The sequence below is a fragment of the Pseudomonas sp. CFBP 13719 genome, assembly GCF_014842095.1.
Lineage (GTDB): Bacteria > Pseudomonadota > Gammaproteobacteria > Pseudomonadales > Pseudomonadaceae > Aquipseudomonas.
On sequence record NZ_JACYVB010000002.1, the window covers coordinates 223,924 to 242,391 of the forward strand.

Consider the following 18,468-nt stretch of genomic DNA (forward strand, 5'->3'; position numbering starts at 1 on the left):
GGCCTCAGTAAATGCAATATAATGCTAAACCGAATTCCTTCTATTGTCGACTGACGGAGACAATCAAAATGGCCAAATGGATCTTCACCCAAACCCCACGAAAAGCATTTCACCCCGATAGGCTTGTGCTCATCGATAAAATGCTTCGTGTGCTGGGTGAGGCTTCCTTTGGCAGAACGAATAACCTGGACGCCGATGATTTGGCTCATTGCATCTACGAGCTGGGGCTGGATGCGCCCGACATCATGGGTAACGACCTGAACAGGGCCCTCTTTGGCGAGAAGGCTCTGGATTTCGTCACCGCATGCCTTCTGGAAGCGCCCATGCTGCTTCGCAGACTTGTTGATGCTCCTGATGAGCCAGGGAGTGCTACTGGCTTTGGCAGGGTCAGTCCCAAGATGGATAACCATATCGTCATGAAAGGCGCTTTGGCTAAAGATGCCGAGGATCTGGGGCTTGCAAGCCTCGCGGTTCGGCTGCATTTCAATGCTGGCGTTGACATCTACCCCTACATGATGGCCCTGCTCGAATTTATCCATCCTGAGGTCAGCGCAATCCCCCGCGAGCAGGCGCCCATCCAATTTCAGTACCACCCCCTGAGACGTTCAACCGCCAAGCCCATCAATCTTGCGCTGTTGAGTGATTTTGCGGATTGGTCACTCGAAAAGCCGGCAGATCCAACCTCAGCAAGAGTCAATTTTGCATCCCAAGAGCAATGGGAATCGGCCTACCGTGAAGCGTTGAGCAATCTTGTGCAAATGCTTGAATACGACGAGGATCATGATCGCCCTCGCCTTATGATCGACAAACTACTGATCCGCTTGGTCTACGACAACGTAATGACCTGGATTTTCCATGGCGTTGCAGTTGAAGAACTCTGGAAAAAGTATCAGCCCATCATCGATCTGATTCTGGAGCAACAAGGTTACGAGGCAGTGGATCGGCCAGTTCTTGCAAGACACATTTGGATTAACGCGCTTTCCGTTAGCCCTGATGCCCTGAAAGCCGCAGACTGCACCCTGGATGACCTCCTTCCGCCCGTAGACGCTTTGCGAGGCATGTTTAGGAACAAGCCCTTGCCTGCTTTCATACAAGGCCCTGTAGGCGCTCACTGGAGCTATGAAAGCAGCTATGCCACTGAGCATTGGAAGGGTCTTGAGCGAATTGTGGGCGAGATTCCATTGGCATCTGCAATGAGCAGCCATCTCATGGGGGGCGAAGCGGTCACCCTGTTGCTCGATGAAGATGACTTTGGGGAGGTCATCACCGACATCAGCCAGGCGCACGAAGTTAACATTGCCTTGCAGTCCCCGCTGATGGATGATCTGGTGCTCAATCCCTATCAGTCCCCCGACGCAATCAACAGGATTGTGTTCTATGCCTCGATCTTGCCTAGCCCCTATAGCGAGAAGGCAATCGAAAAGATGTTCTCGACCCGCCTGGATACTGTTGTCAGCGAGCAACGAGCAGTGCCAACGCCAAGGCTTTACGGCGATCTTGCGCTATTCGTGCGATCGTTCGAGGGCAAAGCAGATCTTCTGCGGGTAGCAATGGCTTCGGATGCCCTGCAAGGCCCCTATGCCAAAGCGACAGCGGCGATGCTGGTGGATATCTTCAGGATCGATGGGCAGATGCTTCGAAAGTTTGGCATCCCCTGCCCCGGCGTTGTAAGGGACAGTTTGTTTTCAGCTGACCTGGGGCTCTAGAAGGCTTGCTGTCAGCACATTACGTGCATGCCATCCTGGTGGCAGGGGCAGCTGCATTTTTGTAGCCGCAGGGCACTTTCGGGAGCCCAGCCCTGCGATTCTTTCTTCGCAGCAATTTCGTTAAGACGCTCCTGGTCGATGTTGCCATCTTTGTCTTTGAACTTGGAGGATTCTGCGCCGCAGCAACCAATCATGATGTTTTCCTTAGGTGCGGCTGAATCAGCCAGCAATTCGAAATGAGTGAGTCTTGATCAGGCTGCCTTGCGCATCTTGTCTTTGGCAAGGTTCTCGACCTGGCGCGCCCGCTCGGTAGAGAAGCCAAGCTGCTCACCGACCAGCCTGAGCTGAACGGGTTCTTCTTGCAGACAGCGAAGGCGAATGACCTCTGATTCCTTGGGGTTGAGCACAGACATCAGCCTGCCGACGACTTTGGTGACATGAATCGCCTCATCCTCGACGATGATGGCATCCTCAAGGGTTTCCCCCGTGGTGATCTCATGACCCTGCCAGGGCTCGTCAGATGAGGAAACCATCGGCTCAAAGGAGCTGGAGTAAAGATCACGAGCGATCTTGAAATCTTCCAGGGAGACGCCCAGTTCCTTTGCAAGGGCAAGGCTGCGCGTTTCTGTAATAGGCCCTTCCTTGAGGTACAGGCCCATGCGTCGGTAGCACAAGCGGATGGTCTTGGTCTCAGGGACTCGGATGAGTTTGGTACCAAAGACGCAGTGGCTGTTGATGGCTCTTGAAACGTAAAGCTTTGTCCAAGAGAGAATGTTCAGTCCGTCTTTGAAATCGAACATGCGCAACGCATCCATGACCGCCAGGGCGCCCTGCTGGAACATGTCATCCACTTCAGCAATGCCCCGACGTCCGACCGCAAGGTTGTAGACCATAGGGAGCATTGCCGTTACACAGGCATCGTGCGCCTTGCGGCATCCGGTCGTCTTGAAGATCCGGACGTTCTCGTTCATCTCGTTGATCGCTGGAATCTGAATCTTGTTCAGAGCAGCGAAGAAGCTGGCAGGGGTGAATGACTGGATCATGGCTGTAAATCCTTGTTTTTCAATGAATCGAATATACCTACAATTGACAGACAGTCAAGACAGTTCACACAAAAGTAAACTCAGTGTACAATCGGCTCCTGACGAACGCCTCTTCCCGTGTTTATTGGTTATTGGCACAATGGGATGAGGATTTATTCTAGCTATTTTGCTAACCACGGCGCTCGGAGCCTACATGTCTACAGACCAAAAGAAAGCGGCGCTGGCCACAGCGCTGAGCCAGATCGAAAAGCAGTTTGGTAAAGGCGCCGTGATGCGCATGGGCGACCACGAACGCCAGGCAATTCCCGCAATCTCCACCGGCTCTCTGAACCTGGATATTGCCCTGGGCATCGGCGGTCTTCCCAAAGGCCGGATCGTTGAGATCTATGGCCCTGAATCATCGGGCAAGACCACGTTGACGCTCTCCGTCATCGCCCAAGCTCAAAAGGCCGGTGCCACGTGCGCTTTCATCGACGCAGAGCATGCCCTGGATCCAGAATACGCCGGCAAGCTTGGCGTGAATGTTGATGATCTTCTGGTCGCTCAACCCGATACGGGCGAGCAAGCTCTGGAGATCACCGACATGCTGGTGCGGTCGAACTCGATCGATGTTCTGGTAATCGACTCGGTGGCAGCTCTGGTGCCCAAGGCCGAGATCGAGGGTGAGATGGGCGATATGCACGTAGGTCTGCAGGCCCGCCTGATGTCCCAGGCTTTGCGCAAAATCACCGGTAACATCAAGAACGCAAACTGCCTGGTGATCTTCATCAACCAGATCCGGATGAAGATCGGCGTAATGTTCGGCAGCCCTGAAACCACCACAGGTGGCAATGCGCTGAAGTTCTACGCATCGGTTCGCCTGGATATCCGTCGTACGGGTGCGGTCAAAGACGGCGACAACATCATTGGCAGCGAGACCCGTGTCAAAGTTGTCAAAAACAAGGTAGCCCCTCCTTTCCGCCAAGCGGAATTCCAGATCCTGTATGGCAACGGAATTGGTAAGCACGGCGAGTTGGTTGACCTGGGCGTTGCTGACAACCTGATCGAGAAAAGCGGTGCCTGGTATTCCTATAATGGCGCGAAGATCGGTCAGGGTAAAGCCAACACCGCCAAGTACCTCTTGGATAACCCATCGGTTGCCGACGAAATCGAAACCAAGATCCGCAACAAGCATCTGCCAAATCGCATTGTTGAAGCCCCCAAGGTCGCCGATATCGCGGCAGTGCCCAAAAAGCCTGTTCCCACAGCTCCTGCACTCAAGCCTGCGGCCCAGACGCCTGCGCCAAAGCCTGTAGCCAAGCCCGCTGAGAAAGCTGAAGCTGTTGAAGCAACGCAGACCAAAGCGACGGTACAGAAATCGGCCATCATCGTAACGCCTCCAGTGCAAGCCGAAGCACGGGTAGTTTCAAGCTCAGGTGAGCCAGAAGACACCAACCCTGAAGGAAGCCTTGTGGGCCTGGCAGTCGATCTGGGTGTCATCGAAGTCGACAACGGCTTTTTCCGCTACGGCACTATCCTTCTGGGTCAAACGCTGGCCGAGGCAGAAGCAAAGATCGAGGCAGATGCCAACCTTCGCGCACTCCTTCGCCAAGACCTGGAGTAACAAGCTGTCCTCATAAAAAAGGCGCCCTAGAGGTGCCTTTTCTTTTCTCACAAATATTTTTCAATCAGTTATATCGATATTGACGTATTCGCTAATATTGGTATTATTGGTTCTCAGCCAATCATGGCTGTTTTTCTATTTTAGGAGCATTGGCTCATGGCCAAGGAAAAATTCGAACGTAATAAGCCTCATGTCAACGTCGGCACCATCGGTCACGTTGACCATGGCAAAACCACACTGACAGCAGCACTCACTCGCGTGTGCTCTGAGGTGTTCGGATCAGCCAAGGTCGACTTCGACAAGATCGATTCTTCGCCTGAAGAAAAGCAGCGTGGCATCACCATCAACGCCGCCCACGTCGAGTACGATTCGGCCATTCGCCACTATGCTCACGTTGACTGCCCAGGTCATGCTGACTTCATCAAGAACATGATCACTGGTGCCGCTCAGATGGATGGCGCCATCCTGGTCTGCTCTGCTGCCGACGGCCCGATGCCTCAAACCCGCGAGCACATTCTGCTGTCGCGCCAGGTCGGCGTGCCACAGATTGTTGTGTTCCTGAACAAGGCCGACATCGTCGACGACGCTGAGCTTCTGGAGCTGGTCGAAATGGAAGTGCGTGATCTGCTGAGCGCATACGACTTCCCTGGCGAAGATACGCCAATCATCATCGGTTCTGCGCTGATGGCGCTGGAAGGTCGTGATGAAGGTGGCATGGGCACCTCGGCTGTACGCAAGCTCGTGGAGACCCTGGATACCTACATCCATGACCCCGTGCGCGAAATCGACAAACCGTTCCTGATGCCGATCGAAGGCGTCTACACCATTTCCGGTCGTGGCACCGTAGTCACTGGTCGAATCGAGCGCGGCATCGTCAAGGTCGGCGAAGAAATCGAGATCATCGGCCTGCGCCCGACCACCAAGACTACCTGTACCGGCGTCGAAATGTTCCGCAAGTTGCTCGACGAAGGTCGTGCCGGCGAGAACGTGGGTGCGCTGCTGCGTGGCACCAAGCGTGATGATGTCGAGCGTGGTCAGGTGCTGGCCAAGCCGGGCAGCATCAAGCCACACACCCAGTTCGAAGCTGAAGTGTACGTGCTGTCCAAAGAAGAAGGTGGTCGTCATACCCCGTTCTTCAAGGGCTACCGTCCACAGTTCTTCTTCCGCACCACCGACGTAACGGGTAACTGCGAAATGCCTGAAGGCGTTGAGATGGTGATGCCTGGCGACAACGTCAAAATGAGCATCAGCCTGATCGCTCCGGTCGCTATGGAAGAAGGCCTGCGCTTCGCCATCCGTGAAGGTGGTCGCACCGTTGGTGCCGGCGTCGTGGCCAAGATCCTCACCTGATCAACCCAGCGCAATTAAGAAAGCCGGCATCGCCGGCTTTTTTTCATTCTGATTTCCAGCTCAAACGAAGAAGGTGGATGTATGCAAATTGCACTGATGCTTGGCGGTATCAAGCGTCATGAAGTCGATCGTGGCCAGATTCTCTCACAGCCAGGCGCGATAACAGCACACACAAGATTTGAGGCTCAGTTCTATCTGGTTTCTCACGCTGAAGGCGGTCGATTGTCTCCCGTGTTCAATGGATGGAAGGCCCAGGTTTATTTCCGCTCTGCTGACGTAAGCGGCGTTTTCGAATTGGAGCCAGGTGTCGACATGCTCTTGCCTGGCGATCACGCTACCATGATCATCACCCTCGTCGCCCCAATTGCTATGGAGCCTGGGCTTCGATTTGCTGTTCGGGAGGGTGGCCGCACGGTAGGATTTGGGGCTGTTGCGAAGATCCAGGCGTAAACGCACCGTGTTTTGCGGGCCACTCTCCTTGAGGCAAAGGGTGGCTTGAAGCGCCGAGATTGACACGTTAGCGCTGGATTAAGGTGCTTGCTTTCAATTAATGGCAAAGGCGTGTTTAAATTGCACCATATCGCTGAAATTCTTTGACTTGGAATGTTGGCACTTCGAATAATGTAGTTGAGCCAACAGGTATTTCTCATGACACTCCAATTTTACACGAACGCTTCAGATAGCTACGCGTTGGCCCTTGGTCTGAACGATCAGAACGTGCCGGTGTGCCTGGTGCTGAGCGTAGACTCTGTCTCCGTCGGTGGCGAATCCATTATCACCTCTGAGCACTATGTGCTTGAGGGCGATGACCTTCATATTAGCGGGCCTGACGGTGTCGTCGTTCTAAAGGAAATTGAGCAGGCTTGCCTTGACGCTGTCGGCGCCAAGCTGCCTCTGGTCGTGATTGACCCCAAAAACCAACGCGAGGTTATGGTCGTACACTTTGAAGACCCAGCCTCCCACAAAGGGCGGGAGCCACTTCAATGAGTGAAATCAAAAAACCCTGGATGTCCAAGCTGCTCCAGGGTCTGGGTGTACGGGAAGCTGCAGTGCCTACCAGGGGCCCAATTGGCAAAGCCTGCGGGGTTGCGCTTGCTGCCGCCCTTACAGTCGCCATGGGAGGCGTTAGCTTAGAGGCTCATGCTGGCGAGCGCATCAAAAAGGAAACAGCTAATGAAGCAGCTTCCACCACCGCCTACAGTGTCGTGGGCATAGAGGATGGTGACAGCAAACTGATGCGTACTGGCAAGGTTGCCGCCACGCTGGGTCAAATCGCACTATCCCCGCAGGCAAGCGTGATCAGTCTGGTAGGTCAGGCTGCAGTCGGCTCCGCTGCCGGCGCAGGCTCAAAATCTTCCTCACAAGGTAAGCATGCAGCCGAGATTGTAGGCACTGTAGTCGGCGTTGCGGTGGCGGCGCCTGTGTTTGGCGTATTGATGGTCGGTAATCAGGCGCGTAACACCTACATTTTTATCCAGGAAGAGCAGGAAAAAAACGTCAAGCTCAAAATGGAAGAAGTGGGTGACCGCATGGCCATGGTCAAGGAGGACTTCACGCAGCAGATGCGCCTTGAAGATCGTGCTGCCCGTCAGAACTGGCCTGAAGATCGTAAGGCTTACGACCAGAAAACCATGTATCAGGCAGCTGTGAAGGCTGAAATGACCAATGGTGATCTGACGCTGGATGAGCAGATTCGCTTTGACCTCGAAGCCAAGATCGCTAAAGAAGGTGGCGCAACAGAGCCTTGGTTTACCCAGTTCTCCGCCGAAAAGGAGCAGATTGCTCAAACCCGCGACGCTCAAACCAAGCAGATGCTTGCTGATGCCGACAGCCTTTCCGGTGACAAGGATTTCGAATCGGTAACCAGCAAATTTCAGCTTTCAGCTGCGCAAGGTGGTAGCGCCCTACCCTCCAGCAACAAGAATTTTGCCACGTTCTCCCAAGATGCCTCCAAGAAGAATGACAAGCAGTCTTCTGAGCTCTCGCGCTAAAGAATTCCTGGCGATTTTTCGCCAGGTATGAATACAAGTAAAATGCCGAAAAAATTAAACTACAAAAGCACTTAAGTGCTTGCCATTATGAGTAAATGCCTACAGATTTTTGTCCCATCCTCGAATCATGTCATGAAGAAATTTGCTTGTTGCATCCAAGGCTGGAGCCATTTTTTTGTAAAGGAGATCACGATTGGCTTGTTCAATTTTGACAAGATTTATTAACGACTTTTCAGCATGATCATTTTTATTAAAGGAAACAACGTGCTCAATAACTTGCTTATCCGAATCAAAGCTTTTTGTAGCGCCTCCAGCAATATTAGCTAGAGGAACATATATCCTATACCCAAAGTTATTGTTTTCATAATCACTAGTGTTGATTTGTACAAGAAGAAAAGGATATGAGAAAAGTCTGCAAGAAATGTCTTTATGGTGTAATTTTGACAGGGCGAGCAAAGGGTAAAATTTGGAATTCATACTATAATTTGTGTTTTTGTAAAAGGTAACTATCTCACCAGCGTAGAGCCCGAAATGCTTAAATTTCTCTAACTGACTGTAAATATCGAGAGAATCATCCTTAAAAGCTACCATGTATTCGGAAAAGCAAGTATTGGATTCGTAACTTTTAAGTCTCGAAGAATATGTTATTGAGGCAATCTTCCTTCCAAAACCATAAACCTCACCCACTTCAATCAAAGGCTTTATTTTGAATGAAAGATGAAACTTTGGCTTCTTTCTTCTCACAATAAAGTCGCCAATTGTGCCGCCGTAGAGCAGCGCATCAATTAAGTCAATTACGTAATAAATACGTGTCTTTTTAATGGCAGACTCGTGAGTAAAGCTTGAGTCCTGATCCTTTTCAGACAGAAAGATTCCGTAAATATTCTCTGGGTGAATCGAAGGGAATTTAAATTGATCAAGGTGAGCGAACTTGTTTTTTATTTCGTGTAAATAAGACAAAATCCATGTTTCATCCCCCCTTAAAAATTGGGCTTTGATGCAACAATGCACATAACTACATGGATTGCTTCCGTGAAACAACCTATGGATCTTCTTTTGGAGGCTGTAAGCGTAGGGCTGCCATCAATGTCAAGGCCTTCTACCATTTCAATGATGTCAGATTCTGATATTGACAAATCTGCACCCCCTAGAGATTTGAATTTCATCCTTAATCCCCCTATGGTCTGTTTAAAGTTATTTGCTAAAGCATAAGCTTTCAGATTATTACCTTAATCTTTATCGATTATGGTCTTTTTTTTATCGTTTTTCAAGAGCCACAGTGGTGATGCACAATTTATTATCCAAGCCTAGCATTATTTCATGATGATTTTATTTGCGCAGAAAGCTTGCCGCCGCCCCCATAAGGTTTATAAAAACTATCCTCCAGCCAATGCGTTCGAGTCAGTTTGGTATTTTAAGGCTTGCGTTTTGACAAGCCGACGCCTAGATTCTTGACAAAGTTTATGGCATTGCTTGACTTCAAATCATCAATTTCTTAAAGATGGAAGACACATTTCTGAAGCTGATTATTTTGCTGTGCTGGATGATTGATGGCGCGCCTGCTTTCCGAAGAAAGTATTCAAGTAGCGTTTGATCGCAGGCTCGGAAACTTCAATCCCTTGAGTCATCCAGGCGTCCAACCGAAAAGGTAGGTCTGCATCACTACAGTCTGGGTGTAAAGCCCTGACATAGGCGCGGCCAAGCTCTGTGATAGAAACCACTCCCTTTTCAGATTCGCTTAGAAGCCCGATAGTCACCAGATCCTGAAGAATACTCTGGCGCGAGGCCGCAGAGCCCATCCCGTAAAGATGCCCCATTTTGCCTTTAGCGTATTTCCCGGTACCGGCCCAGTCCTTTCCCATTTTATCATGCAGCTTCCACACCGGCATTGGTGGGCTCTTGTCTAGCCAGATCAATGCCTGAAGTGCATATTTGCTGACAAACACAGGCTCTTGAGTGACCGCTAGCTTGCGATACAGGTTACCCAGGATGGCCAGGCTGTTAACAGCATAGCTGTACTCGAATAGCCGCTTGGCTTTTCCGGCGCTTAGCAAACCCCGGTAGCTCTCATGATCGGTGGTGATCATTGACCGAAAGGCGCGATTGATACTTTGAGGATCAAGGCCACCCTTAAGCGCTAGGACGGGGTAGCTGGGGGCTCTTTCACCGCCCAGGGTTTGCTCAATGAAAAGGTCAAAACCCCACATCCCGGTGTGATCCCAATCACAGGCGCAGATAACCTCGTCAGCTTCGAGCATGACCTCTCTTGCGCCATCAAGATCAATGGTAGTGATGCGCACGCAGAGCCCCTTATCAAGTCTCGACAGGCGCCGGGCGAGGGTTCCCCATGGCTGATCACGTTTGTAGACCGGATGGCCAAAGAAAGGGTATTCGCTAAGCGAAAGGCCCTTGGGAAACCTGAAGTTGTTCAACCAAAAGGGTTGCGCCTCGATAAAGTAAATCTCTTCATCGGGGTAGACGTCTCCAACCACTCTGGCAAGCATATCGTTGACAGATGGTTTTTCAGTGATGATAACGCGCATGATCCATTCTCCGCAGAGTGGTGAGTGTTGGTGCATGGCTTAGCCATGGACTGGTAGTTACTGATGTATTGATTATTCCTGTGCGGCTTTGGCCAGGCCAAGAATCCCTTCAATGCCCTGACCCTTGTTGAGCACCAGGTCGCGGCGGATGCGCCGGCACAGAAAGACGACCTCGTTCATATTCTTGAGGGCTATTTTTGCGATCCGATCGGCAAGACCTGAAATGTCGGATCCTGGAGTTCTCACAGGATCGAGCTCCTTGCGAGCCAAGCGTTCAATCAGCGCCTCACCTGGTGCATTGATGGCCAACGCAAAGTCGAACCGGCGCATGACCGCTTTGTCGATCAGCGTTTCACTGTTGGTGGCTGCAACAAACACACAATGGGGCGGCAGCTTGTCCAGGGACAGCAGAAGCTGATTGGTAACCCTGCGCATTTCGGTGACATCCCCGGTTGCAGATCGGTCAATTGCAACACAGTCAAACTCGTCCAGAAAAAGCAGGCAGGGCGCTGAAGCAGCGTACTGCATCAAAGTGTCGATGTTGCGCCCAGTCATACCAAGATGACTGTCGACCAGTCCACTGTACTTGGCCTTCACAAACGGGATGTTCAGGGACGACGCCAGGGCTTCTGCGAGCATGGTTTTGCCATTGCCGGGTGCGCCATGCAAGAGCACCTTGTGCCGAGGGTAGAGATCGAACTCCGCCAGCTCGTCATGCCTGTCGTGCTCCTCGATGATCGCTTTGACATCAGCCAACAAGGCATCTTCAAGCACAACATCATCAAGTGTCAGCATTGGCGTGCAGAGCTCAACGAGGTTCTTGGGTAGCGTTTTCAGCTCAGTCGGCGTCATCACGTATCGAAGTTCTTTTTCGATCCGCTTGTGAATGGCAGGGTAGGCAAGCTCGGTCTTGCTGGACAGTTCGGTCAGCACCTCGCGCAATTGATCCTTGTCACTCCAGCGCATCCGCTCAATGAGCTTGGGCAGCAGACTGATGATGCTGGTGTCGCTGGCTTTGCGCTGCTTTTTCACATCAGGTAACGCAGGTGAGTCTGACATAGGGCCTCCTGGAGATCGGGTCAATATACGTCAAAACCGTCAGCCCGTAAACTGCTCCAGCTAGATCAGCCGTGGCATGGCAGATTCACCCACCAAGATGAGCAACGCCAGTGGGCTAATCGGTTTTGAGGGACTGTGAATCTCAAATACCTATTTTCAACTTGGATTTAGCGCGTGACCTCAGCCTCATCACAAGAAGCTCGGTTCGTAGCTTTTTATTGGCTTCTATGAATGCCAAGGCTTCCTGGCTGTAATCTTTTACGCGGGCACTGAGTATTGTGTATCTCTCATCCTCGCCGGTCAGCTTCAACAGTATCTTTGAATCAACCATGCCAATCAGTACGGATTTCAATATGCTGCGGATAACCTTAGTTTCCAAGTGCACATCGTCCAGTGATAGGGGCTTGGGAGAAAGCTGAAACACCCCAAGAATTATTTTGGGCGAAATTGTTTTGTTGCCGGAAGTTGGCCAACTTCTATTTAAAAATTGTTCGGCCTTAAGGTCGTGACGTGGTGGCTCCGTGTCAGTGGCGAGGAAATGACCAGGTCTGTTGGCCACCCTTGCTATTCGCTTGGCCTTCAAAAGCTCCTTGATTGCTGTGCTCACCATGGTTCTGCGAGAGACCTTTCCTGCGGCCATGATGTCATCTATCGTCAAAGAGGTACCTGCCACTTGCAGCAACCCAAGCACAATTTCCGGATCCACCCTGCCCCTTTCAATAAAGTTTTCAGGGGCAAGAAACACCTCCGCTTTCAAGGTGAAGTTTATTGAGTCAGGTTTCAAATAATAAAATTCGGGTGGCTCTGAATATGTTGTGGCAATAGCCCCCTTGCGCAAAAGATCATTGATTATGGTGGTTAGTTGCGGCCTGCTAATGCAGTTTGTTTTTTGCATAAGAAGTTTGTAGCCAATAGGCTTGTTGGACATTTGAATGATGCCCAGCACCGTCTCAGGATCTAGATCTGTCCATTTCCTGTTTGCCATGGCGCCAGCTTCCAATTTTTAGTTGCGCAATGATGACTAAATGTATTGTTTTTATCAACTTTTTTTGCTGGGCTGGGTGTCAACCATCCAAGGAGGCTCCTGACGCACCCCCTACGCCTCTTTTTGGCGCGCAATTGAGCGGTGGTTATGCAATATATTGACACAACTCGACTTTGTGATAAATTGGGGCGATCTTGCTATCTGGAGCATCTTCAGTGAAATGGTTCTATCGCCTCGGGATTGGCTTTTATCAAAAAATCATCTCCCCTCGTAAGGGTTACCGCTGCGCCCATTCTTTGGAGCATGGCGGGCCGGGCTGCTCCGGCGCTGTACTCCAGATCCTTGAGGAGCACGGCTTGATGCGCGGCTACAACCTGATCTCCCAGCGCTTTGCCGACTGCTCAGATTCCGCAGAGCAACGTCGCAAGCGTGAAGAGAAACGCCGCAAAAAGGAGAAATGTTGCGGTGGGAGTCGCGATGATGGCAAGTGCATGCCTGATGGGTGGGCTTTGCTTGAATGTGGAGATTGCATCCCACGGATGCCAAAAATGCCGCACGGTGACTGCGTACCCGATTGCAGCCCAAGTTGTGATCTTGGCTGTGATGGGGGTCTTCGTTATTTGTTCAAAGCTCGTCGCTGACGGGCTTCTTAGGGTTGAAAATGCCAGAATTGCCAGAAGTACAGTGTGTCATCAATACTCTTCAGCGCTTGGTAGGCAAGGTGTTCTCATCAGGCGCGATTCTGAATGAGCGCTTGCGAGAACCCGTCCAGCCAGACCTGATTCAGAATTTGGAAGGTCAGGCCATTGTGTCGATAAGGCGCATGGGGAAATACATCCTGATCGAGCTTGATCATGGTCACTTGGTTTGTCATCTCGGCATGACTGGCAAGCTGGTCATCAATGCCGTCGAAGCAAAGCATGATCGCATTCGGTTTGTTTTCAACGACGGCACCTCGCTGGTGTACAACGACGTTCGCAAATTTGGATTCGTCATTTTCGAGCGCAGCCTGGCCACCAACAAGTACCTTCGGCACCTTGGTACCGAACCGCTTGGGGACGCTTTCACCGTTGAAGGTCTTTTGGCCATGACATCGTCTAACAAGACCCCAATTAAGGTGTTCTTGCTTGATCAGCGCAAGATCGCCGGACTGGGCAACATCTACGTGAATGAGGTGCTTTACGAGTGTGGAATCAGCCCTCTCTTGTTGTCCAGGGATCTGACGAAAGCTCAGGCAAACCTGCTGGTGCCGGCTATCAAAGCCATGCTGCTGCGCTCGATTGATCTGGGCGGATCTTCGATCTCGGATTACCGAGATGCCGATGACAAGAAAGGCAGCTTCCAGGACAGCTTCAGGGTGTATGGTCGGGATTTTGATCATCTGGGCAATGCGGTGATACGAGCGACTCAGGGTGGGCGAAGCACCTTCTACGTAGAGGCGCTTCAGGGCCTTCCTGGGGCCTAAAGCCCCAGATCGCTACCCAGCGCCTTGTCACGAGCATGCGCACTCTTGAGCTTGCTCACCAGGGCGTTCTCGCCCCGGATGCTGTAAAGCTTGAGGAGTTGCTTGTCATCAAGCTTGAGCTCTAGAGCCTCACGGGGCTCCAGAGATTTCAGCCATTGTGTGGCGAAAACCAACCCAGGGTCTTTTGCACCCCCGAAACCATCAGAGTTTACGAGCCATTCGATCATGTGGTGAGCAACATAATCCCGATTTTCTGGGTGCCGCTCTGCGCAATCCTGAGCCTCGCTTGGGCTTTTGTTTGTGTACAAAGACCAGATTGTTTCGATGGGGTCGATGTCATGTTTGGTCAAGAAGCTCCTGAATTGGCCAAATACTTCGAGAATTTCAGGTTTCGTCAGGTAGCCTATGGCTTTTTCCTGCTCCTCGTATACTTCCCCGTGTACGCCATCAAGCAGGTGGCAAAGGTCTCGCTCAAAGTACCTTGCCAAGTACGCTGGATTGAGCTCCAGCCGCTCAATCTCTGCCGCAAATTCAGCAGGCGCTGGCGGCTTCGCCCCAAGCATGCGCTTGAGCATTGATCCCAGCATTTCTCTACTTTCTTCATTACCGCTCACCTGACCACTGAAGGCAAGGCGCCGCAACCCCAGATGTGCTGGGCGCTCCGGAGAGTATGGGAAATCGAGAATATTTCGGCGCAAGCTATTGATCGAAATCGTACGCTGGATTGACATGTGCTCATTGTCATAAAGACGCAGCATTTCCTTGAGCAATGGCACTCTTTGCTCGATCGTTTCCAGCTTGAGATTTGAGCCAGTTGGTAAGCTGCCAATGAGCATTACTCCCAGTGAGGCTTGGAAGTCCTGATCCATCGGAATGTCTGGATAGACGTTTACAGCGCTTGTCAGCTTCGCCTTGTTTACGGCATAGATCAGGTCTGGGAACTGGGTGGCTACATCGGCAACCGAACGAAAGTACTCGATGGCTTCCTCTTGGTCTCGGATGGCATGCCGAGTGAGCATATAAGCGGCGCAATCAAGGATGTCTGTGCGTTTCAAGCCCTCTTCAGACGCGGCATTCAGTACATTCAGGAGGCCTTGTGACTGCACTTCCTGGTAGATCTCGGCCAGGGCTGCTCTTGCGGCGGCAGTAAGATTGATAGAGGTGCTGGCCTGCTTTACATTTTGAATCTGGTCAATCCAATTGCTGCTCATGTTCACACTCTGCCCTTTTCTTCCCATCATACGGGGTGCGGGAGGCAGGGTTGTAGTCCCTTGGAGGCATGGACTTGCGAACGACCGTTTCAGCTTTGTAGGGAATGACGAAAGCCTCAACCTTTCGACCCTTCAGGGCGCCCCGGTAGGCGGAGGTCGGAAGCATCATGGCCATCATCATAGCCAGGTCGGGGTCTTCTTTCCTGACCTGGTTAAGCTTCTTCACCGCAGGGTTGACCATTTTGCGCAAGCCCGTATCACCTTCCTGGGTTTGAGTCAGTGCGGCCTGCCTGACGGAACGGGAGCCCAAGCCCAACACCTGACAAGGCCCTGTCACGGTTGCGGTGAGTTCGTCGTCATCGAGCACACCTGTGCTAGCCCCACACCGGCAGGTGCGGGACATTTCGTTGATGATTTTGAGGACATCCTGGCAGTCCAGGCAATACAGCAATTTCATCGTCGACCTCAGGCACGGGTGCCCAGAAGCTGCTCTCTGGCTTCTTGGGTCAAAGCACGTTGCTCACTGATCATGGGGCGAACCGAGCTGCGCTGCGCCGCTACCACCTTCTCTTTGGCAGATTCCAGTTTCATGCCCCGCGCCATGTGCTCCTGGATGATTGGCCCTGGAGCGACCTCATAGATCCTGCGCATCGCATTGCAGAAGTAATCACGCTGGGCGTAGTTGTCTGGGCGCTTGGTTGTGCCATCCGGGTTGAGGATCAGCCGCCCGTAGTTGTCCGCTTCGCAAGCCATGGCAATGTCTTCCAAAAAGAACTCGTCATGGCGCAAGGCCCGAGCAGCATCCAGACGCTCGTAAATGCGTACAAGCCCCGGCCCTTTGGCCGAAAAGATGGCGTGGACGTTCTGATGGACGAGAGCCACCCGGTATGCAAAGTCCCTCAGATAGCTGGGCATCTTCAAGCGCAAAGCAAGGCTGTCCAGCAAAGGTTCAAATTGCGCCGGATCTTCATGGCCGGGATGTTTACCCAGCACATTGCCCATCTCATCCCATAAGTGCTTGGGATCTGTGCGCGACTTCCCAAGGTCATGCAGCAATGCCGCCATGCGCACGCGCAGTTTGCGGGAGTCGTCCAGTTTCGCGCTGTTAAGCGCGGCTTCTTCAAAAACCATGAAGGTATGCACGAAGGCATCGCCCTCGCTGTGGTAGTCGGCGCGCTGGGGAATGCCACGCAGCGCCGTCAGCTCTGGAAAGACCCGCTCCAAGGCACCACAGGCATCCAGCACCTCAAAAAACACCCAGGGCTTGTCAGTCAGAAGGGCTTTCTCGGTCTCCTTCCACAGCCGCTCTGAAGGCAAAGTCTCAAGCATGTCGTCGAGCACCATGGCCCGCATCAAGGCCAAAGTCTCTGGCGCAACCTTGAAGCCTAACCGGGCGGCAAACCTCGCTACGCGCAAGATCCTCAGGGGGTCTTCAGCGAAGTGTGGGGATACGTGCCTCAGGGTCTGAGATTCGAGATCGTCAGCACCACCATAAGGATCTATCAATACGCCATCGGTTGTCTCGGCCATGGCATTAATGGTGCAATCACGACGGAAGAGATCCTCTTCCAGGGTAACGCCTTCCCAGGAGCATTCAAATTCAGAATGGCCCTTGCCGGTGCTTTTCTCCGAGCGAGCCAGGGCGTATTCCTCACCCGTAACAGGATGAAGAAACACAGGGAAATGGTTGCCCACCAGCGTGTAGCCACGACTGCGCATGGAATCCGGACTTTCATTGATAACCACATAATCCTGATCGGATGGATCAAGACCAAGCAGCTTGTCGCGGACATAGCCGCCAACCAAATAGCATCTCATTGTGTGCACCTCTCTTTGTCCCAGCATACCTCAAACGGGCCATTCCGTCCTCAAAAAAACATCGATATAAAGACTGGAAACCAGCAATAATGGTACAAACCGACGCAGGAAATTAATCCATGCACGCAACGCTTACTGAATCACTCTCCAGCGGGGACTTTGAGGATCTGTTCACGTTCCTAATGAAGCACCGGGGCCCACTGACAGAGCCCTTTGCGCCCGAGCAAATTGCATTATTATCTGGAATGGGCAATCTGGAGGACATCTTTGAGGTGCAAACCCCTCTGGCCTTGAAGCGCAGTGCGTCCGATGATTTTTCTGAGATTGAAAAGGGGCAGCTTTCTGCCATTCTGCTGTATCGACTGGAGCAGGATGAAGATGCGCTGAACTGGTGCCTTCATGGGGTGTTGTGTGAAATGCATGTGGCAGGAAATGATGCCTACCTGTTCGACCTTATACGAGAATTGTCGGTCGCTGAAAAACTGTCTTTCTGTGCAGCACAGGCAAGCTTCTGGGGCTGTGATGATATCAAGCGGTTTCACATGCCAGTTCTCAATAACGCCTTAACCTCGATTAGGGAGCTCTGCAAGGGTTATAGCGAAATTGAGTGGCTCCCTACCAACGAAAATCTTTTGCAAACCCCCGCTGACAACACAATTGCCTCTACAGGCAAAATGGGCGTCAGTGCTGTGCAACTAGAAGCCAGCCCCCTCAACACCCTCCCCCGCACGGTGCTCGCCCACCTCTCATGCCATCTTGACCCTGATGATCGCGCACACCATGCCCAGGCCATGAAGAACTTGCCTATTGCGTCGACGCTTTGGATCAAGACAGTCTGGGCAATGGGTCGCGGCGTGCAGGATCAGATTGAGAAGATGCAATCAGATGACGCTGAGTTTGATTTGGACGGGTTGGCCAGGGAGGCATCTGCAGGCGTTGCCGATTGGCGTGCGCTCGCTGACCACTCCTGGAACACCTTCTACCCCAGCACCTGGATAGATCAGGAAGACGTCAGGGTAAGCGCAAACCTTCTTGAGCTGGCAGCCCATGTTGATCCCGAAGTGTTCGATGAAATCAGATCTGCCGTGGCCATGGTTTATCACGTTTCAGATATAGATCGAGGGTATGCGTCAGGCTTTCCAGAAAGCGACAAGATCGTGAAAAGGATACAGGACTGCCCTGTCGAGGGTGTCGGCAAGATGATGTTCATGAGTGATGAGATCGATCCCCTTGAACTGATCGACAAGCACCTCGATGCCCATAAAGACTTGATTGCCTCATCCCTGATCAGCAGATCCTTTTCGCCTTGCTACTCACCCCCAATAGCCGGCATCGACCTTCTGGCCATCATCAATCATACCGATCCCGACAAGCAGACAGGCCTTTATTGCCATGCAATTGTCAGCATTCAGCTTCTGACCCTAAAATTTCTCCGGGACAACGAGCCTGAGCAAGATGTACTCAAGGTCATGGGCATGGTGAGAACTCTCTTGTGCGCCGCTCACGACACCATCGATGATCCCTGGCCTTCGGCGGCTTCCCTAGAGGACGCATACAGACGCATGCCAGATCATCTGCAGGGCCCTGAAGCACGTTTATCCCTAGGGCTTTCACTGACACGCGAACAATTACAGGCTGCTGGCCACACGCTTCGCGCCAGCTCCTTCAACATCGATCTGGGCCTCTAGGAGCTA

The 18,468-nt window shown here is 52.1% G+C and carries 17 protein-coding genes and 1 pseudogene; 9 read left to right on the top strand and 9 right to left on the bottom strand.

Annotation, left to right across the window (positions count from 1 at the left end; genetic code table 11):
- Positions 1-68 precede the first annotated feature (68 nt).
- Positions 69-1,706 (top strand): hypothetical protein, encoded by a 1,638-nt coding sequence (locus IFT57_RS06345; RefSeq protein ID WP_192092695.1) that lies wholly within the window; start codon positions 69-71, stop codon positions 1,704-1,706.
- Positions 1,707-1,717: 11 nt separating this feature from the next.
- Here IFT57_RS06345 and IFT57_RS06350 read toward each other — a convergent pair whose 3' ends face one another.
- Complete coding sequence (locus IFT57_RS06350) at positions 1,718-1,900, bottom strand: hypothetical protein (protein ID WP_192092693.1); 183 nt, start codon at positions 1,898-1,900, stop codon at positions 1,718-1,720.
- 57 nt (positions 1,901-1,957) lie between these two features.
- Entirely contained in the window at positions 1,958-2,749 is a 792-nt protein-coding gene (locus IFT57_RS06355) for a sigma factor-like helix-turn-helix DNA-binding protein (protein WP_192092691.1), read from the bottom strand.
- A gap of 193 nt (positions 2,750-2,942) precedes the next feature.
- Between IFT57_RS06355 and recA the strand changes: the two are divergent.
- From recA to IFT57_RS06380, 5 genes and pseudogenes are all read left to right on the top strand, one after another.
- A pseudogene (recA, locus tag IFT57_RS06360) lies at positions 2,943-3,885 on the top strand (recombinase RecA); the annotation flags it as partial.
- A gap of 623 nt (positions 3,886-4,508) precedes the next feature.
- On the top strand, positions 4,509-5,702 hold the full coding sequence (gene tuf / locus IFT57_RS06365; RefSeq protein ID WP_192092689.1) for an elongation factor Tu: 1,194 nt from the start codon (positions 4,509-4,511) through the stop codon (positions 5,700-5,702).
- A gap of 81 nt (positions 5,703-5,783) precedes the next feature.
- Complete coding sequence (locus IFT57_RS06370) at positions 5,784-6,152, top strand: EF-Tu C-terminal domain-related protein (RefSeq protein WP_192150985.1); 369 nt, start codon at positions 5,784-5,786, stop codon at positions 6,150-6,152.
- 198 nt (positions 6,153-6,350) lie between these two features.
- Positions 6,351-6,689: a hypothetical protein gene (locus IFT57_RS06375; protein ID WP_192150986.1), complete on the top strand. Its 339-nt coding sequence runs from the start codon at positions 6,351-6,353 to the stop codon at positions 6,687-6,689.
- On the top strand, positions 6,686-7,693 hold the full coding sequence (locus tag IFT57_RS06380) for a hypothetical protein (protein ID WP_244657265.1): 1,008 nt from the start codon (positions 6,686-6,688) through the stop codon (positions 7,691-7,693). Before IFT57_RS06375 ends, IFT57_RS06380 begins: the two co-directional genes overlap by 4 nt.
- Positions 7,694-7,792: 99 nt before the next feature.
- Here IFT57_RS06380 and IFT57_RS06385 read toward each other — a convergent pair whose 3' ends face one another.
- From IFT57_RS06385 to IFT57_RS06400, 4 genes are all read right to left on the bottom strand, one after another.
- Positions 7,793-8,653 carry a hypothetical protein gene (locus tag IFT57_RS06385; protein ID WP_192150987.1) on the bottom strand — a complete coding sequence of 287 codons (861 nt, stop codon included), beginning with the start codon at positions 8,651-8,653 and terminating at the stop codon, positions 7,793-7,795.
- 566 nt (positions 8,654-9,219) lie between these two features.
- Positions 9,220-10,236 (bottom strand): hypothetical protein, encoded by a 1,017-nt coding sequence (locus IFT57_RS06390; protein ID WP_192150988.1) that lies wholly within the window; start codon positions 10,234-10,236, stop codon positions 9,220-9,222.
- A gap of 72 nt (positions 10,237-10,308) precedes the next feature.
- Positions 10,309-11,295 carry an AAA family ATPase gene (locus tag IFT57_RS06395; protein ID WP_192092681.1) on the bottom strand — a complete coding sequence of 329 codons (987 nt, stop codon included), beginning with the start codon at positions 11,293-11,295 and terminating at the stop codon, positions 10,309-10,311.
- 142 nt (positions 11,296-11,437) lie between these two features.
- Positions 11,438-12,280 (bottom strand): hypothetical protein, encoded by an 843-nt coding sequence (locus IFT57_RS06400; protein WP_192092679.1) that lies wholly within the window; start codon positions 12,278-12,280, stop codon positions 11,438-11,440.
- Positions 12,281-12,495: 215 nt separating this feature from the next.
- Here IFT57_RS06400 and yidD point away from each other — a divergent pair, with 215 nt between their 5' ends.
- Positions 12,496-12,921 carry a membrane protein insertion efficiency factor YidD gene (yidD, locus tag IFT57_RS06405; RefSeq protein ID WP_192092677.1) on the top strand — a complete coding sequence of 142 codons (426 nt, stop codon included), beginning with the start codon at positions 12,496-12,498 and terminating at the stop codon, positions 12,919-12,921.
- A gap of 20 nt (positions 12,922-12,941) precedes the next feature.
- Positions 12,942-13,745 (top strand): bifunctional DNA-formamidopyrimidine glycosylase/DNA-(apurinic or apyrimidinic site) lyase, encoded by an 804-nt coding sequence (gene mutM / locus IFT57_RS06410; RefSeq protein ID WP_192150989.1) that lies wholly within the window; start codon positions 12,942-12,944, stop codon positions 13,743-13,745.
- On the opposite strand, the gene IFT57_RS06415 is transcribed toward mutM, so the two are convergent.
- From IFT57_RS06415 to IFT57_RS06425, 3 genes are read right to left on the bottom strand one after another with little or no spacing between them, the layout of a single operon-like run.
- Positions 13,742-14,956: a hypothetical protein gene (locus IFT57_RS06415; protein WP_192092673.1), complete on the bottom strand. Its 1,215-nt coding sequence runs from the start codon at positions 14,954-14,956 to the stop codon at positions 13,742-13,744. The genes mutM and IFT57_RS06415 overlap by 4 nt on opposite strands.
- Positions 14,937-15,413, bottom strand: a complete 477-nt coding sequence (locus IFT57_RS06420) for a hypothetical protein (RefSeq protein WP_122531274.1) — start codon at positions 15,411-15,413, stop codon at positions 14,937-14,939. Before IFT57_RS06420 ends, IFT57_RS06415 begins: the two co-directional genes overlap by 20 nt.
- A gap of 8 nt (positions 15,414-15,421) precedes the next feature.
- Positions 15,422-16,774: a polynucleotide adenylyltransferase gene (locus tag IFT57_RS06425; RefSeq protein WP_192150991.1), complete on the bottom strand. Its 1,353-nt coding sequence runs from the start codon at positions 16,772-16,774 to the stop codon at positions 15,422-15,424.
- Positions 16,775-16,893: 119 nt separating this feature from the next.
- Between IFT57_RS06425 and IFT57_RS06430 the strand changes: the two genes are divergently transcribed.
- The gene (locus IFT57_RS06430; protein ID WP_192150992.1) at positions 16,894-18,462 is read left to right on the top strand and encodes a hypothetical protein; all 1,569 of its coding nucleotides are present in this window, start codon (positions 16,894-16,896) and stop codon (positions 18,460-18,462) included.
- Positions 18,463-18,468 lie beyond the last annotated feature (6 nt).

Excerpts from the sequence above, each read along its gene's own strand:
- IFT57_RS06345 (WP_192092695.1), top strand. The coding sequence starts at position 69 with ATGGCCAAATGGATCTTCACCCAAACCCCACGAAAAGCATTTCACCCC.
- IFT57_RS06390 (WP_192150988.1), bottom strand. The coding sequence starts at position 10,236 with ATGCGCGTTATCATCACTGAAAAACCATCTGTCAACGATATGCTTGCC.
- mutM (WP_192150989.1), top strand. The coding sequence starts at position 12,942 with ATGCCAGAATTGCCAGAAGTACAGTGTGTCATCAATACTCTTCAGCGC.
- IFT57_RS06430 (WP_192150992.1), top strand. The coding sequence starts at position 16,894 with ATGCACGCAACGCTTACTGAATCACTCTCCAGCGGGGACTTTGAGGAT.
- IFT57_RS06395 (WP_192092681.1), bottom strand. The coding sequence starts at position 11,295 with ATGTCAGACTCACCTGCGTTACCTGATGTGAAAAAGCAGCGCAAAGCC.
- IFT57_RS06370 (WP_192150985.1), top strand. The coding sequence starts at position 5,784 with ATGCAAATTGCACTGATGCTTGGCGGTATCAAGCGTCATGAAGTCGAT.
- IFT57_RS06355 (WP_192092691.1), bottom strand. The coding sequence starts at position 2,749 with ATGATCCAGTCATTCACCCCTGCCAGCTTCTTCGCTGCTCTGAACAAG.
- IFT57_RS06420 (WP_122531274.1), bottom strand. The coding sequence starts at position 15,413 with ATGAAATTGCTGTATTGCCTGGACTGCCAGGATGTCCTCAAAATCATC.
- IFT57_RS06415 (WP_192092673.1), bottom strand. The coding sequence starts at position 14,956 with ATGAGCAGCAATTGGATTGACCAGATTCAAAATGTAAAGCAGGCCAGC.
- tuf (WP_192092689.1), top strand. The coding sequence starts at position 4,509 with ATGGCCAAGGAAAAATTCGAACGTAATAAGCCTCATGTCAACGTCGGC.
- IFT57_RS06400 (WP_192092679.1), bottom strand. The coding sequence starts at position 12,280 with ATGGCAAACAGGAAATGGACAGATCTAGATCCTGAGACGGTGCTGGGC.
- IFT57_RS06375 (WP_192150986.1), top strand. The coding sequence starts at position 6,351 with ATGACACTCCAATTTTACACGAACGCTTCAGATAGCTACGCGTTGGCC.
- IFT57_RS06350 (WP_192092693.1), bottom strand. The coding sequence starts at position 1,900 with ATGATTGGTTGCTGCGGCGCAGAATCCTCCAAGTTCAAAGACAAAGAT.
- IFT57_RS06380 (WP_244657265.1), top strand. The coding sequence starts at position 6,686 with ATGAGTGAAATCAAAAAACCCTGGATGTCCAAGCTGCTCCAGGGTCTG.
- IFT57_RS06425 (WP_192150991.1), bottom strand. The coding sequence starts at position 16,774 with ATGAGATGCTATTTGGTTGGCGGCTATGTCCGCGACAAGCTGCTTGGT.